17 protein-coding genes are annotated in these 14,434 nt (G+C 69.7%); 8 read left to right on the top strand and 9 right to left on the bottom strand.

What is annotated here, in order from left to right:
* Positions 1–3: 3 nt before the first annotated feature.
* Both ACQP2E_RS34620 and malQ read right to left on the bottom strand, forming a co-directional pair.
* The gene (locus tag ACQP2E_RS34620; RefSeq protein ID WP_111651754.1) at positions 4–174 is read right to left on the bottom strand and encodes an antitoxin; all 171 of its coding nucleotides are present in this window, start codon (positions 172–174) and stop codon (positions 4–6) included.
* Positions 171–2,084: a 4-alpha-glucanotransferase gene (gene malQ, locus ACQP2E_RS34615; RefSeq protein ID WP_433827176.1), complete on the bottom strand. Its 1,914-nt coding sequence runs from the start codon at positions 2,082–2,084 to the stop codon at positions 171–173. Before malQ ends, ACQP2E_RS34620 begins: the two co-directional genes overlap by 4 nt.
* A 63-nt stretch (positions 2,085–2,147) precedes the next feature.
* Between malQ and ACQP2E_RS34610 the strand changes: the two genes are divergently transcribed.
* Positions 2,148–2,399 (top strand): hypothetical protein, encoded by a 252-nt coding sequence (locus ACQP2E_RS34610; protein ID WP_433827175.1) that lies wholly within the window; start codon positions 2,148–2,150, stop codon positions 2,397–2,399.
* Positions 2,400–2,424: 25 nt separating this feature from the next.
* A complete protein-coding gene (locus ACQP2E_RS34605; RefSeq protein ID WP_433827174.1) occupies positions 2,425–3,687 on the top strand; it encodes a chitosanase in 1,263 nt (420 codons plus the stop codon).
* Between the two features lie 3 nt (positions 3,688–3,690).
* Here ACQP2E_RS34605 and ACQP2E_RS34600 read toward each other — a convergent pair whose 3' ends face one another.
* From ACQP2E_RS34600 to aroA, 6 genes are all read right to left on the bottom strand, one after another.
* Complete coding sequence (locus ACQP2E_RS34600; RefSeq protein ID WP_433827173.1) at positions 3,691–4,929, bottom strand: family 16 glycosylhydrolase; 1,239 nt, start codon at positions 4,927–4,929, stop codon at positions 3,691–3,693.
* 111 nt (positions 4,930–5,040) lie between these two features.
* On the bottom strand, positions 5,041–5,808 hold the full coding sequence (locus ACQP2E_RS34595) for a carbohydrate-binding protein (protein ID WP_433827172.1): 768 nt from the start codon (positions 5,806–5,808) through the stop codon (positions 5,041–5,043).
* Between the two features lie 120 nt (positions 5,809–5,928).
* A complete protein-coding gene (locus ACQP2E_RS34590; protein ID WP_433827171.1) occupies positions 5,929–6,489 on the bottom strand; it encodes a DUF5709 domain-containing protein in 561 nt (186 codons plus the stop codon).
* A 29-nt stretch (positions 6,490–6,518) separates the two neighbouring features.
* Positions 6,519–7,253 (bottom strand): ATP-binding protein, encoded by a 735-nt coding sequence (locus ACQP2E_RS34585; protein WP_433827170.1) that lies wholly within the window; start codon positions 7,251–7,253, stop codon positions 6,519–6,521.
* A gap of 119 nt (positions 7,254–7,372) precedes the next feature.
* Entirely contained in the window at positions 7,373–8,464 is a 1,092-nt protein-coding gene (gene rsgA, locus ACQP2E_RS34580; protein ID WP_433834180.1) for a ribosome small subunit-dependent GTPase A, read from the bottom strand.
* Positions 8,437–9,726: a 3-phosphoshikimate 1-carboxyvinyltransferase gene (aroA, locus tag ACQP2E_RS34575; protein ID WP_433827169.1), complete on the bottom strand. Its 1,290-nt coding sequence runs from the start codon at positions 9,724–9,726 to the stop codon at positions 8,437–8,439. The genes rsgA and aroA overlap by 28 nt, the downstream gene beginning before the upstream one ends.
* 1,175 nt (positions 9,727–10,901) lie before the next feature.
* On the opposite strand from aroA, the gene ACQP2E_RS34570 reads away from it, so the two are divergent.
* The 5 genes from ACQP2E_RS34570 (at position 10,902) to rsrA (ending at position 13,952) form a co-directional block, all read left to right on the top strand.
* On the top strand, positions 10,902–11,579 hold the full coding sequence (locus ACQP2E_RS34570; RefSeq protein WP_433827168.1) for an SOS response-associated peptidase: 678 nt from the start codon (positions 10,902–10,904) through the stop codon (positions 11,577–11,579).
* Between the two features lie 191 nt (positions 11,580–11,770).
* A complete protein-coding gene (locus ACQP2E_RS34565) occupies positions 11,771–12,166 on the top strand; it encodes a WhiB family transcriptional regulator (RefSeq protein ID WP_433827167.1) in 396 nt (131 codons plus the stop codon).
* 22 nt (positions 12,167–12,188) lie between these two features.
* Complete coding sequence (locus tag ACQP2E_RS34560; RefSeq protein ID WP_433827166.1) at positions 12,189–12,794, top strand: alpha/beta hydrolase family protein; 606 nt, start codon at positions 12,189–12,191, stop codon at positions 12,792–12,794.
* A gap of 16 nt (positions 12,795–12,810) precedes the next feature.
* Positions 12,811–13,668 carry a sigma-70 family RNA polymerase sigma factor gene (locus tag ACQP2E_RS34555; protein WP_433827165.1) on the top strand — a complete coding sequence of 286 codons (858 nt, stop codon included), beginning with the start codon at positions 12,811–12,813 and terminating at the stop codon, positions 13,666–13,668.
* Between the two features lie 5 nt (positions 13,669–13,673).
* Positions 13,674–13,952 (top strand): mycothiol system anti-sigma-R factor, encoded by a 279-nt coding sequence (rsrA, locus tag ACQP2E_RS34550; RefSeq protein WP_433827164.1) that lies wholly within the window; start codon positions 13,674–13,676, stop codon positions 13,950–13,952.
* A 45-nt stretch (positions 13,953–13,997) separates the two neighbouring features.
* On the opposite strand, the gene ACQP2E_RS34545 is transcribed toward rsrA, so the two are convergent.
* Complete coding sequence (locus ACQP2E_RS34545; protein WP_370461611.1) at positions 13,998–14,072, bottom strand: 50S ribosomal protein bL37; 75 nt, start codon at positions 14,070–14,072, stop codon at positions 13,998–14,000.
* 136 nt (positions 14,073–14,208) lie between these two features.
* Between ACQP2E_RS34545 and ACQP2E_RS34540 the strand changes: the two genes are divergently transcribed.
* Positions 14,209–14,424, top strand: coding sequence for a biotin/lipoyl-binding carrier protein (locus tag ACQP2E_RS34540; RefSeq protein WP_433827163.1), 216 nt, complete (start codon positions 14,209–14,211; stop codon positions 14,422–14,424).
* The last annotated feature ends 10 nt before the right edge of the window (positions 14,425–14,434 follow it).

Genomic DNA, 14,434 nt, shown 5'->3' with positions numbered 1-14,434 from the left:
GATCTAACGGGTCGGACCGGTGCGCTTCTTGATCTCCTCGACGCCTTTGTCGATCTTCGACGAGTGCTTGTGGCCGGTACGCCGGTCCACCTCGTCACCGATCTTGTCGAGCGCCGCGTCGACCTTGTCCTCGTGCTTGTCGATCATCGCCTTGGCCTTGTCCAGGAAACTCATGGCTTGTTCTTACCCAGAATCGCCGCGACCTCCCGGAACAGTGGCTGTGTGATTACCTCGGCGAGGTCCGGGCCGAGCGGGATCCGCCAGTTCGGGTACTCGTCGTAGGTGCCCGGCAGGTTCGGCTGGCGGCTCTCCATCAGGACGTCGTGCAGCGAGGCGGTGACGAACCGGCACGGTGTGCGGGCCAGGAAGCGGTGCATGGCGAGAACGGTCTGCTCGGCGGTCGCGTCGTCGTCGAGCAGACCCTCGGCCTTCAGCAGGCCGAGCAGCTCGGCACGATCCTTGCGCCAGTTCGCCTCCTCCTGCTCGACCGAACCGGCCAGCTGGCCCAGCTCCGCGCGTACCCTCACCTGCTCGCCGGCCAGGAAGCCGGCGGCGGTCGGCAGGTCGTGGGTGGAGATGGTGGCGAGCGCGTTGCGCGGATATCCGGCCGCCGGGCGGTAATCGCCGTCGTTGTCGCGGGTGAACCAGAGCACCGCCGAGCCGAGCATGTTCGTCCGCTCCAGGCCCTCGGTCACCTCCGGCAGGACCGTGCCGAGGTCCTCGCCGATCACCACGGCACCGGCCCGGTGCGCTTCCAGGGCGAGGATGCCGAGCATCGCCTCCGGGTCGTACCGCACGTACGTGCCCTCGGTCGCGCCGAGGCCCGGTGGCACCCACCAGAGACGCCAGAGCCCGGCCACGTGGTCGACCCGTAGCCCGCCGGCGCGCCGGAAGATCCGCTGCAGCATGTCCCGGTAGGCCGCGTACCCGGTCTCGACCAGCCTGTCCGGCCGCCACGCAGCCAGACCCCAGTCCTGGCCCAGCTGGTTGAACGCGTCCGGTGGGGCGCCCGCGCGGACACCCGGCGCCAAGACGTCCTGGAGCAGCCAGCCGTCCGCGCCGCCCGGATCGATGCCCACGGCCAGGTCGTGCACGATGCCCACCGGCATGCCCGAGGCTGCTTCGCGTGCCGCGGCCAGCTGGTCCTCGACCAGGTGCTGCACCCAGGCGTGGAACGCGATCCGGTCCGAGGAGAAGGCGAGAACCGCTGGTGAGTCCGGCCGGCGCAGCTCTTCCGGCCACGTCCGCCAGTCCGGCCCGTGCTGCTCGGCGAGCGCGCAGAACCGGGCGAAGTCGGTCAGCCCCGGGTCCCGGTCCAGGTCGACCGGCCCGGCCAGCGGCCAGAGCAGCTCCAGAGCGGCAAGTTTCGCCGCCCAGACCACGTCGTAATCGATCAGGCCGTCGTCGGTGGGCCCCGGCCGCAGCGCGTCCACCCGGGCCCGCAGCTCCGGGTCCGCCCGCCGGTACGCCTCGACGTCCGACACCCGCAGATAGAGCGGGTTCGCAAACCGCCGGCTCGACGGCGAGTACGGCGAAGCCGGCACCGGATGCGTCGGCGCGATCGCGTGCAGCGGGTTGAGCAGGATGAGCCCGGCCCCGGCCGACCCGGCGACGAAGGTCCGCAGGTCACCGAGGTCGCCCATGCCCCAGGAGTCCGCCGAGTGCAGCGTGTAGAGCTGCAGCATCCAGCCCCAGGTCTCCGGCGGCTCGGCCAGCTCGTCCGGGACCACCACGAGAGTGATGTCCTGGCCGGCACAGCGCAGCCGGTGCCAGCCGAGAGGCAGGTTTTCGAGCTTCTCCACGGTGCGGGCGCCGCCGTCCTCCAGCGTGACCTCGCCGGGCTCGCTCAGCGGGCGGTTGTCACCCAGGCGCAGGACGATCGTGCCGGGCAACCGATGTTGGTCTGTGCGGCGAACGTCGGCGAGTGCTGAACGGACCGCCGGCGGCGTGCTCGCGTCCACCCCGAGCAGGCCCAGCACGCCGATCACCGACTCCGGGGAGACCTCGGTTCGCTTGCGCCGCCAGTCCTCGTACCACGTCGACACCCCGTGCGCCTCGGCCAGCGCCACCAGATCCGCATCCATCGCAGGTTCCTTCCTTAGGTACCGCTCCATTACCCGTTGCGCTCATCGGTCAGCATTGAGTACATGGCTCATCTGGTGAAGTGGTGGTCACGCGCAGCTGCTGCCGTGACCGGCGTGGTGCTCGCCCTGGTAATCCCGGCGCATGCCTGGGCGGCAAGCAACGGCGTGGCGGACCTGGCCGTGGAAGCGGCCCGGCGACGGTCCCGGGGCGGGTTTGGTGTTTTCGGCGTATTTGGGTTGCTTTGCTGTCTGTTCGTGGTCGGTGCGGTCATATTGGCGATAGTGTTGATTTCCCGGAACCGTAAGCGTCGCTGACGGATCCGGCCCTAGCGTTGGAAGTATGCGGTTTCGGGTCGGGTCGTTTCGTTCTTTCACGTTGGCCGGTGGGATCGCCGCGGTGCTCTGTGTGCCGCCGGCCGTCTCGGTGGCGGCCATCGGTGGCTCCTCCGACGTCGTGATCTCCCAGGGGCGCCCGGCGCTGGCCTCGTCGGCAGCTTCGGTCGCCTGGACCGCCTCCGCGGTCGCTGACGGCGACGGGCGGACCCGATGGACCAGCGGCTCGGGCGCGGGCACCCAGTGGGTCCAGATCGATCTGGGCGCCGCGCAGGAGGTCCGTCGGGTCCGGCTGAGCTGGGCCAAGGTGTACGCGAAGGCGTACCGCCTGCAGCTCTCCGACAACGGCTCGGTGTGGACGGACCTCTACCGCACCGGTACCGGCAACGGCGGCGCCGACGACGTCCTCAGCCTGCACGGCTCCGGGCGCTTCCTGCGGCTGCTCGCCACCCAGCGCTCCGTCGAGTCCGGCGGGTACTCGCTCTGGGAGATGCAGGCTTACGGGCCGGGTCCGTCCGGCCCGGTCACCGAGAGCGGTCGCCGGCCGTCCGCGGCGGTGCCGGCCGCAGCCGCGGCGCTCACTGCCGCGCAGAAGAAGGAGACCGCCCTCAAGCTGGTCGCCAGCGCGGAGAACTCGACACTGAACTGGCGCGCCTCGTACGGATACATCGAGGACATCGGCGACGGCCGTGGATACACCGGAGGGCTGGTCGGGTTCACCTCCGGCACCGCGGACATGCTCGGCGTGGTCGCCGAGTACACCCGGCGCAAGCCGTCGAACCCACTCGCCCGATACCTGCCGGCGCTGCGCTCGGTGAACGGCACCGACTCGCACACCGGCCTCGGCTCCGGTTTCACCAAGGCGTGGAAGGCGTCGGCCACCGATGAGGTCTTCCGCAGCGTGCAGGAGGACGCCCGGGACCGGGTCTACTTCGACCCGGCAGTGCGGCTCGCGCAGGGCGACGGGCTGCGGGCGCTGGGCCAGTTCGCGTACTACGACGCCGCGGTGATGCACGGCCCGGACGGGATGCGGTCGATCCGGAGCCGTGCGGCACGTGCCGCACGGACTCCGGCGCAGGGTGGTGACGAGATCGCCTATCTCACGGCGTTCCTGAACGCGCGGAGCGCCGAGATGCGTACCGAAGAGGCGCACAGCGACCTCGGCCGGGTGGAGACCGCCCAGCGGGTGTTCCTGCGGGCCAGCAACCTCGACCTCACCACCCCACTGACCTGGAAGGTGTACGGCGATCAGTACACACTGGGCCGATGAGGATCAGGCCCTGGTCCATTTCTGATTGGTGCCGCCGCCGCAGTCCCAGAGCTGGAGCTGGGCGCCGTTCGCCGCGTTCCAGTCCTTGATGTCGACGCACCGGTTCGCCGAGACGTTCACCAGGTCACCGGCGGCCGACAGGGTGAACCGCTGCACCGGGTTGCCGTTGCAGGTGACCAGCTGGATCGGGGTGCCGTTCGCGAGCGCCCCACCGGCCGGGTCGAAACATTTGCCCAGCGCCCGCAGGGTGCCGTCGGCCGCGAAGGTCCAGCGCTGAGCGGTGGAGCCGTTGCAGTCCCACATCTGGATGCGGGTGCCGTCGGCGCTGTTGCCGTTCGGGATGTCGATGCAGCGCCCGCTGAAGGTGCTCTTCAGGGCGGACCCGGTCGCGGTGTCCTCGTTCCATGCCGAGACGCGGACGTAATCGACGAGCATCGTCTGCGGGAACGAGGTGCTGGCGTCCGGGCTGCCCGGCCAGTTGCCGCCGACCGCGACGTTCAGAATGATGAAGAACGGGTGGTCGAACACCCAGGCTCCGCGGCCGGCCAGGGTGGCCGGGGTGACCCGGTGGTACTCCACGCCGTCGAGGAACCAGACGATCAGGTTCGGAGACCATTCCACAGCGTACGAGTGGAAGGCGTCGCCGAGCGGAGCGCCAAGGGTACGGCTGCCGCTGATCGCGCTGCCACCGGAGTACCCGGGGCCGTGGACCGTGCCGTACAGGGTGTTCGGCTCCTTGCCGACGTTCTCCATGATGTCGATCTCGCCGGACTGCGGCCAGCCGACGCTGCCGAGGTTGTCGCCGAGCATCCAGAACGCCGGCCAGATGCCCTGGCCCTTGGGAACCTTGATGCTCGCCTCGAACCGGCCGTACTTCTGGGTGAACTTGCCCGAGGTCAGCAGCCGGCCGGAGGTGTACTGGCAGGTGCCGTACCAGCACTGGTAGTTCGCCGGGTTCTCCTTGCGAGCGGTGATCGCGAGGCGCCCGGCGCCGTCCTGGCGGACGTTGTTCGTCGAGTTCGTGTAGTACTGCAGCTCGCTGTTGCCGAACCCGCCGCCGCCGACGTCGAAGTTCCACTTCGAGCCGTCGGCCGCCGCGCCAGCCGCACCGTTGAACTCGTCGGACCAGGTCACCGGTCCGATCGCGGCGTCGGCGGTGTCACTGCGGGAGGCGAGGGTCAGCGTGGTGGCGAGCGTTGTCGCGATCACCGCCGCACTGAGAAGTATCCGTAACTTGCGCATGGGGGATCCTCCGGGGGAGAGGGAAAGCCGTTACTCCAAACAGTCTTTAAAAATCGACTGCCATCGGTCAATGGAGACGGGTTCCGGAACCACCGGATAACTCTTTTTTCGTCAGATCTTCTGGAAAAGCGCCGGGACCAGGCTCGGCTGCCAGCCCGGCAGGGAGGTGTGCCGCTCCCGCACGCGGTACGCGACGTCCTTGTACGTGACGTACTGGCCGGCCTTGTACGTGGTGAACTTCTTCCACGGCTTGGTCGCGACGGTGACCTTGACGGTTACCCGTACCGAATCGACCACGACGTCGGGCGACCGGCGCTCGCCCATGGTCACGTTGAGCACCAGGTGGAACGGCTTGCCGCTCTCCGCCGGGGTGAAGCGGAGCACCTTGGTGCCGTCGACCGACCAGACGATCGAGGTCGCCGTCCAGTCGATCGTGTACGTGTGGAACTCGTCCGGGTTCACCCGGTCGTCGGCGAGCGGCTCGACCTGCCCGGCCGGCAGCTGCCCCGACTCGTCGAGCACGGCGAGGGCGCGCCAGGCGCCGTACTCCCGGCCCGGCTTGATCCGGGCCTCGGCGTGCCCGTTCGACGAGGCGAACGTCCGCACGGTCCGCAGCGGGTCGTCAAGCGTGACGTTGCCCTCGCCGTCCAGCGAGGCGTCGTCCTGGTCGCCGTCGTCCTGGTCGCCGTCGTCCTGGTCGCCGTCGTCCTGTGGCACCCATTTCGCCGGGTCCGGTGCGGTGCCCCGGTCACCCGAGAAATCATCACTGAAGACGACCCGGGTGATCGTCGTGGCCGCGGAGGCCGGAGCGGCCACCGCGAGCCCGGAGACGAACACCGCGGCCGCCGTCAGCGTCCGCAGCAGGCGCGCGCTGTTCATTCGAAAGACTCCCACCCCTTGATCACTCGCGGGAGCACTGTGCGCGCTCGGGAGCGCTCTCAGCAAGGGATGGGACCAAATCTTTAAGGACCCATTACGGCTTTCTAGCCGTTAGGACCGTCAGTCGTAGTCCGGAGCCCTGGTTTCGTGCATCGCGAGCTCCTCGGCGCTGGCACCACCGCCGGCCGCGCCCGCATCGTACGCGACGCTGTCGGTCTCCTCGTCGAAGCCGGAGCCCTCGTCCGGGGCGACCAGGCGGCCCACCGAACCCGGGGCGTCCGCGTCGAGCTGGCCGTCGTCGTAGAGCGAGATCGGCGAATTCGGGTCCGAGGTCGGCCCGTCCTCCCAGACGTCCCGGTCGAAGGCCAGCTCCTCCGAGTCGTCGACGGTCTCGTCGTCCGGGTCGCGGTCCGGCCGGATCTGCTCCCGCACGGCGCCGACGTCCGGCTCCTCCTGGCGCAGACGCTGGTCCAGCGACTCGCCCTGCAGCGCCTCCTCCGGGGTGTCACCGAAGCGGTTCGACCCACCGGGTCCGGTGCCGGCCAGGGCGGCGGGATCAGCCCCGTCGGCCCACCGGGAGCTGTCTACCTCGTCGTACGCGGTGGAGTCGTCATCGGCGGTGTCCGGCAGACCGGAGGCCTCCGGGTCGCTGACCTCGGTGGGGTAGTCGTTCTCTCGCATGTGCGCAATCTACCCAGGTAGGGGAAGCCTCATACCGGCATAACCGTTCGATCCGGCACGAGGCGGGCCCACACCACCTTGCCGCCGTCCAGTTCCAGGTTTCCCCAGCGCGAGGTCATGGCGTCGATCAGGAGCAGGCCACGGCCGCCGAACGAGGTCGGCGCCACCGGGCCGGTGAACCGGGGCAGCACGGGCGAGCTGTCCCGGACCGCAACGCTCATCGTCTCGTCGTCCATGGCCAGGAGCACCCGCATCGGCGTACGGGCGTGTGCCACCACGTTGTTCACCAGCTCGGTCGTCACGATGCAGGCGTTGCCGGTCAGGTCGGTGCGGCCCCATCGGTCGCAGGCGTCGGTGATCACCTCGCGGGCCACCCGGGCCGCGCCCACATCCGGTTCCAGGTCGATGCTGATCCGCCGATCCGGGTCCGGCTCGCCCAGGGCGGCGAAGGCATTTGCCTGATCCGGCCAGGCCGGCCAGCCGGTCGGTAGCCAGGTCGCGGTGTCGGTGGTGCCGCAGAGCGCCAGACGTGAGCCGGGCCAGTCACGGGTCACGTCGAAGACATCGCGCAGCATCGTGACGGCGAGGCCGTGCGGATCCTGAAGGCCGTCGACGTCGACCACGAGCGCCTCCGGCTGGTCCGCGAGCAGGTCGAGCAGTGCGAAGCGTGCCGCGGCCGCGGATCCGTCGTCGAGCACCCCGGACAGCCGGACCAGGGGATGAGCCCGGCCACGGTCCACCAGATGACGAACCTCGATCGGCATGATCGCTCCATTGTGCATAACGCGCACCCTCCTCGCATTTCGGCGTGAGGATCGGTCGTCACCGGCTGAGAATCTCGTTGATACCCCGCCGGGATGGAGTCATTCCACGGGCAGCGCGGCTAGGCCGCGGGTCCTTCTTCGTTGCGCGAGTCCAGCTCTCCGGCGCGCGAGCTCAGGAGCCTTCGGTACGAGGCCAAGCGCCGCGGATCAGCGTTCCCAGCCGCAACCCACGCGTCGAGACGGCAATCGGCGTCAGCCGGGGAGTGCCCGCAGTTCGGCTGGTCGTCCAGAGTTCCCTCGACCAGGTCGGAGAAGCCGTGCAGCAGGCTTTCCGCGCTGACGTGAGCGAGGCCGAAACTCCGGATCCCCGGGGTGTCGATGATCCAGCCCGGGTCTTTCCTCGACTTACCCACTGCCGGAAGTCGCAGCGCCACCGCGCTGGTCGAGGTGTGCCGGCCCTTGCCGATCGCGCTGACCACGCCGACAGCGCGCAGGGCGTCCGGCACCAGGCGGTTCACCAGCGTCGACTTGCCGACGCCGGAGTGGCCGACCATCACCGAGATCCGGCTCGCCAGCCGCCCGCGCAGCTCGTCGAGATCACTGCCCGGGCGGACCAGCACGTATGGCAGATCCAGCTCGGCGTAGTAGTCCAGCACCTGCTCCGGGCCGGCCAGGTCGGCCTTGGTCAGGCAGAGCAGCGGCTCGACGCCCGCGTCGTACGCCGCCACCAGGCACCGGTCGATGAACCCGGTCCGTGGCGGCGGGTCGCTCAGCGCGCTCACGATGACGAGCTGGTCGGCGTTCGCCACCACGACCCGCTCCAGCCGGCCCTCGGGCGTGGTGTCGTCGTCGTCCGCGGTCCGGCGCAGCACCGAGGTGCGCTCGCTGATCCGCACGATCCGGGCCAGCGCGCCCGGCGCGCCGGAGACGTCGCCGACCAGCTGCACCCGGTCGCCCACCACCACCGACTTGCGGCCCAGCTCCCGGGCACGCATCGCGGTGATCACCTCGATGTCGCCGGTGTCCTCGCGGACGCACCCGTAACGCCCGCGGTCGACGGTGATGACGAGCGCGTCGATCGCGTCGTCGTGTTTGGGGCGGGTACGGGTACGCGGACGCGACGCGCGCCCCGGCCGGACCCGGACGTCGTCCTCGTCGTACTCCCGCTTACGGCCTGGCAGAACTAGCTCCTCGCCACGAGTCCCGCCCAGAGTTCGGGGAACTCGGGCAACGTCTTCGAGGTACAACCTACGTCGGCGAGCTCGATGCCCTGCACGGCGAGGCCGATAACCGCCGCGGCGTGTGCCATCCGGTGGTCCGCGTACGTCTCGAAGGTGGTCGCCCGCAGCGGGCCGGGCACGATCCGCAACCCGTCCGGGAACTCGGTGACCTCGGCGCCGGCCTTTGTCAGCTCGGCCGCGAGGGCGGCGATCCGGTCGGTCTCGTGGCCGCGGATGTGCTCGACACCGCGCAGCTCGCTCGGACCCTCGGCGAGCGCCGCGAGGGCCGCGATCACCGGTGTGAGCTCACTGACCTCGGAGAGGTCGGCGGTGATCCCGCGAAGGGTGCCGGTGCCCCGCACGGTCAGGCCCTCCTCCGCGGACCGGGTCACCTCGGCGCCCAGCGCGGTGAACAGCTCGATCACCCGCTCCACCGGCTGCCAGCTGTCGGCCGGCCAGCCGGCCAGGGTGACCTGACCGCCGGTCACGGCCGCCGCCGCGAAGAACGGCGCCGCCCCGGACAGGTCCGGCTCGATCGTCCAGGTGTGCCCGCGCAGGCCACCCGGCTCGACGGCCCACACGTCGGGCACGCTCTCGTCGACCACCGCGCCGGCGGCCCGCAGCATGTGCGTGGTCATCCGCAGGTGCGGCGCGGACGGCACCGGTGGCCCCTCGTGCCGCAGCGTCAGCCCCTTGGTGAACCGGGGCGCGGAGAGCAGCAGCCCGGAGACGAACTGGCTGGACCCGGACGCGTCGATGACGGCCTCGCCACCCTCGACCAGGCCGCTGCCGCGCACGGTCAGCGGCAGCCCACCGGTCGGCGACGCCTCGATCGCGACACCGAGGGCGCGGAGCGCCTCGACGATCGGGCGCAGCGGCCGATTGCGTGAGTGCGGGTCGCCGTCGAACTCGACAGTGCCCTCGGCCAGCGCGGCCGCCGGCGGCAGGAATCGCATGATCGTGCCGGCCAGCCCCACGTCGACCCGGGCCGGGCCACGCAGCGGGCCGGGCGTGACGGTCCAGCTCTCGTCGTCGCTGGTGTCGACGCCGACGCCGAGCGCCCGCAGGCCGGCCGACATCAGCACGGTGTCACGCGCCCGCAGCGGCGCCTCGATCACTGACGGCCCGTCAGCGAGCGCGGAGATGACGAGAGCGCGGGCGGTCATCGACTTGGAGCCGGGCAGCCGCACGGTCGCCGAGACCGGGCCGGAAGCGGACGGGGCGAGCCAGGGGCGAGGTTCAGCAGTCACCACCCCATTCTGCCGCTGGGCGCAGCCGGGCCCCTCCCGAGTTCCCGTCTCCCGGGACGAATGCGGCCAACCATCACCGTCTCGGCGTACCCACGCACCCGGCCGCCGTCGGCGAGTCCCGGCCGCCGCCAGTGATCGCCCGGCCGCCGCCAGTGATCGCTCGGCCGCCGCCAGTGATCGCCCGGCCGCCGTCGGTGAGTCCCGGCGTGCGGCAGCCGGTGTGGCCCCGTGGAGTGCGTCGCGAGACCCCGGTCGGCCGCGCTTTCCCTTGCGTCCTCTGAATTCCGTGACGCATTCCTTTATCTATCAGGCAATACGCGAGGCATTCCATGGGAGCGCGCCCACGGTGCGGGAATGGTGCGCGGCCGACCGGGACGCCGCCATTGCTCCGGCTGGCCGTGGTCCGAGCGGAACAGACCACGGAATACCACGCGGCGGGGACGGCGAGCGGCTTCCGCGGGGCTCACGCCGCCCCGGGGGCAGTGGGCGAACGTTGAGAACGCCTGCGTTTGTGCTCACCTCGCTTACCCGGGAACGGTGGCCAGTCGATCTTGTCGATTCGCGCGATTTGCGGCGCGGCACGACGAAGCCCGGGCCGGAATGTGGACAGCGGCACACAGTAGGCCCGATCAGCGGGGCCAGGGGCACACCGTTGCGTTGCGTGTGCCCTGGTCACGGCTATAGCGGGGATCAGGGCACACGATGGCGTTGGGTGTGACCTCATCCACCCCACACAGGCCATGGACGACGCCTTGATTGACCCGTCTCAGGTGCTCTTCACGGCTCTAGCGGGACATTCGACGGCGCGCCGCCCGGGCCCCCGGGCCGGACCAGAGCTCACCGTGCGCCTCCCCGCAAGGCGGACGCGAGCTCACTGTGGGTTCTTGGCGCGGTTGGGCGCGGGCTCACTGTGGGTTCTTGGCGCGGTTGGGCGCGGGCTCACCGTGGGTTCTTGGCGCGGCTGGACGCGAGCTCACCGTGGGCTCCTGGCGCGGCTGGGCGCGAACCCACCGTGGGCTCCTGGCGCGGCTGGACGCGAGCTCACCGTGGGCTCCTGGCGCGGCTGGACGCGAACCCACCGTGGGCTCCTGGCGCGGCTGGACGCGGGCTCACCGTGGGTTCGGGGCGGGCGTGGCGGGGCGGACGGCGGAGGGCTGCTGGCAGTACCGTTCACTCTCATGTGCGGCCGATACGCCACGACCCGGAGCAACGCCGACCTCAGCACGTTCTTCGAGGCCGTCGACGTTGCCGAGCCGTTGCGTGCCAGCTGGAACGTCGCTCCCACCGACCCGGTTCCGCTGATCCGCACGTCGAAACAGCACGAGGCCCGGGTGCTCGACACCGCGCGCTGGGGGCTCGTCCCGCACTGGGCACCTGACCTGCGTGGCGGCGCCCGGATGATCAACGCTCGCGCCGAGACGGTGGCTACGCTGCGATCTTTCGCGCCGTCGTTCGCGAAACGGCGGTGCCTGGTGCCCGCCGACGGCTGGTTCGAGTGGGTGCGTGACGGCAAGCAGAAGCAGCCGTTCTACATGACGCCGCGCGATGGGAAACCTCTCGCCTTCGCCGGGCTCTGGTCGGCCTGGGGTCCGGAATCAGTGCTCACCTGCAGTGTGGTGACGACCGCTGCGCTCGGTGGTCTGGCCAGGGTGCACGACCGGATGCCGCTGATTCTGCCGGCCGAGCGGTGGTCCGACTGGCTGGCCGGTGGAGGCGATCCGGATGAGCTGTTGCGTCCGCTCTCCGAGAGTGATCTCGAGGCCATCGAGGTACGTCCGGTCGGCTCGGAAGTCGGCAATGTTCGCAACAATGGACCCGAGTTACTGGAACCTCGACCCGAGGTAACGCTTTTCTGAACGGCGCTAGATCAACGTTGGTCTTTGTCGGATTATGCGCCCATTCGGAATCAACAACTTTGTTTCAAGATAGATCACCCCCTTGTTCTGATCTTGTACGGTGCGGTACAAACCAGCGCCGGAGTGGTGCCGGTGCGTAAGGTGCGTTCCGGTCGCCACAGCACTTCCGGTCCCACGGGGGAGGTGGGCTGATGACACGAGCACGCATGCCGCGTCCGCACGAGGTAGCCATCGCGCGACGCGACCCGCGACTGCTCGAGGCGATCGTGCAAAAGCGGACCGACGAGGCCTGGCGGACACGCGGCGCATGCCGCAGTGTCGATCCGGAGACGTTTTTTCCGGCGCCGAACGAACCGTCCGGCGGCGCTGTCGCTCTCTGCGGAACCTGCGATGTGCAAGGAGCCTGCCTGGCCTGGGCACTGCAGGTCGGTGACTGCCACGGGGTCTGGGGCGGCACGACGCCACGCGAGCGGCGGGCCATGCTGGTCGCCTGGCGGGAACGGGTCACCGCGGAGGGTGACCTGGTCGAGGACTCCTCCGACGACGAGGATCGCCGGCTGTTGACCCTCATCCCGGTGAGTCGCTGACAAAAGCTGATAAAAACGGTCGGTGCCTGAAGAACTCACGATCGAGACTCCGCGCGGCCCCGCCGCCGCGCGTGTCACCGTGCCCTCAGGTCCGGCGACGAGTCTGCTCCTTCTCGGCCATGGCGCCGGTGGTGGAGTCGACGCGCCGGACCTGATCGCGGTGCACGACGCGGCGGTGGCGGCCGGCGTGCGGGTCGCGTTGGTCACCCAGCCTTACCGGGTGGCCGGCCGCCGCGCGCCCGCACCCGCGGGGCATCTCGACGAGGCGTGGGGTGCGGTGGTCGCTGCTTTACGCGTACCCACGCTGCCGTTGATCGTCGGAGGGCGCTCCAGCGGAGCGCGCGTCGCGTGCCGGACCGCGACCACGAGTGGGGCCGCGGGGGTTCTCGCGCTGGCGTTTCCGCTGCATCCGCCGGGTAAGCCGGAGAAGAGCCGGGCGGGTGAGCTGGAGCTCGGCGTGCCCGCGTTGGTGATCAACGGGGACCGGGATCCGTTCGGTGTGCCGGAGCCGCACGGACCGGTCGAGGTGGTTGTGCGACCCGGCGCTGTCCACGATCTGCGCAAGGACGTCGCCGGAACCGCCACGATCGCCGCCGGCTGGCTGCGGCGCAACGGCTGGGCCCGATAACGCGGCAACGAGCGGAATGGCGGGTCACCCTCCGGCGTTACACCCCCCGGAAGCTTGTTCGTCGGAAGGGGAAGTCGTGGTGGGTTCGGTAACCGAGCGCGACGGCCGGGAGGCCGCCCGGGTGCAGAGCCTTTTGAGCTCTCCCGAGTGGCCAGCGGTCGAGACACCGCCGTCAAGCCGTTCGGTGAGCGTGAGCACACACCCGGTTTTCAACGGCGTTACAGGGGCACTACCCGTATCCTCGGCGAGGCAGTCGAGGGGGGAGTCCAGGGTGGCCCAGAAGGAGCGGACAGACGAGCGCCGTCAGCGCTTCGAGCGCGATGCGCTTCCGTTCGTGGATCAGTTGTACGCCGCCGGACTGCGGATGACCCGTAACCCGGCCGACGCCGAAGACCTGGTGCAGGAGACGTTCCTCAAGGCGTTCTCCGCGTTCCACCAGTTCGAAGAGGGTACGAACCTCAAGGCGTGGCTGTACCGGATCCTCACGAACACGTACATCAATTCGTACCGGCGCAAGCAGCGGCAGCCGGTACAGGCTCCGACCGAGGAGATCACCGACTGGCAGCTCGCGTCGAGCGAGTCGCACACGTCGCAGGGTCTTCGCTCGGCCGAGACCGAGGCGCTGGACCGGCTTCCGGACAGTGACATCAAGGAAGCGCTGCAATCTCTGCCGGAGGACTTCCGGCTGGCTGTGTACCTCGCTGATGTCGAGGGCTTCTCCTACAAGGAGATCGCCGACATCATGGGTACGCCGATCGGCACGGTCATGTCCCGTCTGCACCGCGGGCGGCGCAACCTGCGCAACCTTCTGGAGGGGTACGCCTCCGACCGGGGCATCACCCGTGCCACGACGTCCGAACCGCAGGGGGCCTGACACCGATGTCGACCGACGACAACGAGACTGATTGCAGCATCGCTCTCAGCGAGGTTTACCTCTACCTCGACCTCGAGTGCAGCGAGGACCGGCGCCAGCTGATCCAGAAGCACTTGGACGAGTGCACCGGCTGCATGCGCGAGTTCGGCATCGAGCAGGACGTGAAAGCGCTGGTGAACCGCTGCTGCGGCGACGAGCGCGCCCCGTCGGAGCTGCGTGAGCGTCTGCGGTTCAAGCTCGACCAGCTCGAGGTGCAGACCGAGACTCGGGAGCACCAGCCCTGACCTGAGCAGGACACGAAAAAGGCCCGGCATTCGCCGGGCCTTTTTTCAGCTGTTGGGACGCTTGCCGTGGTTCGCGGCGCTCTTCTTACGAGCCTTCTTCTTGCGGGCCTTCTTCGCCATGGTGGTACTCCCTTCCGTGGTGCCTTCTCGCTGCCGATCGTAGTGGGCGCGTCCGCCGAGCCGGGACGTGGCCGGGACGCATCCGTGATTTGATGACGTTCACCGAGAGCAGTGCGAGCAGAAGGGTGATCCCCTCATGGCGGACGAGATCCGGGCCGAGATGGTGGCCAACGTGTGGAAGGTCGTGGCCGGCGTCGGCGACAACGTCGCGGACGGCGACACGCTGGTGATCCTGGAGTCCATGAAGATGGAGATCCCGGTGATCGCCGAGTCTGACGGGACGGTCTCCCAGCTCGCGGTGCACGAAGGCGACGTCGTCCAGGAGGGCGACCTGATCGCGGTGATCAACTAGGCCGTAAGCC

The organism is Actinoplanes sp. CA-015351, assembly GCF_050955685.1.
Lineage (GTDB): Bacteria > Actinomycetota > Actinomycetes > Mycobacteriales > Micromonosporaceae > Actinoplanes.
Note: the sequence above shows the minus strand (reverse complement) of the source record. Positions and strands in the feature narration are given on the sequence as shown.

Excerpts from the sequence above, each read along its gene's own strand:
- ACQP2E_RS34620 (WP_111651754.1), bottom strand. The coding sequence starts at position 174 with ATGAGTTTCCTGGACAAGGCCAAGGCGATGATCGACAAGCACGAGGAC.
- malQ (WP_433827176.1), bottom strand. The coding sequence starts at position 2,084 with ATGGATGCGGATCTGGTGGCGCTGGCCGAGGCGCACGGGGTGTCGACG.
- ACQP2E_RS34610 (WP_433827175.1), top strand. The coding sequence starts at position 2,148 with ATGGCTCATCTGGTGAAGTGGTGGTCACGCGCAGCTGCTGCCGTGACC.
- ACQP2E_RS34605 (WP_433827174.1), top strand. The coding sequence starts at position 2,425 with ATGCGGTTTCGGGTCGGGTCGTTTCGTTCTTTCACGTTGGCCGGTGGG.
- ACQP2E_RS34600 (WP_433827173.1), bottom strand. The coding sequence starts at position 4,929 with ATGCGCAAGTTACGGATACTTCTCAGTGCGGCGGTGATCGCGACAACG.
- ACQP2E_RS34595 (WP_433827172.1), bottom strand. The coding sequence starts at position 5,808 with ATGAACAGCGCGCGCCTGCTGCGGACGCTGACGGCGGCCGCGGTGTTC.
- ACQP2E_RS34590 (WP_433827171.1), bottom strand. The coding sequence starts at position 6,489 with ATGCGAGAGAACGACTACCCCACCGAGGTCAGCGACCCGGAGGCCTCC.
- ACQP2E_RS34585 (WP_433827170.1), bottom strand. The coding sequence starts at position 7,253 with ATGCCGATCGAGGTTCGTCATCTGGTGGACCGTGGCCGGGCTCATCCC.
- ACQP2E_RS34570 (WP_433827168.1), top strand. The coding sequence starts at position 10,902 with ATGTGCGGCCGATACGCCACGACCCGGAGCAACGCCGACCTCAGCACG.
- ACQP2E_RS34565 (WP_433827167.1), top strand. The coding sequence starts at position 11,771 with ATGACACGAGCACGCATGCCGCGTCCGCACGAGGTAGCCATCGCGCGA.
- ACQP2E_RS34555 (WP_433827165.1), top strand. The coding sequence starts at position 12,811 with ATGGCGGGTCACCCTCCGGCGTTACACCCCCCGGAAGCTTGTTCGTCG.
- rsrA (WP_433827164.1), top strand. The coding sequence starts at position 13,674 with ATGTCGACCGACGACAACGAGACTGATTGCAGCATCGCTCTCAGCGAG.
- ACQP2E_RS34540 (WP_433827163.1), top strand. The coding sequence starts at position 14,209 with ATGGCGGACGAGATCCGGGCCGAGATGGTGGCCAACGTGTGGAAGGTC.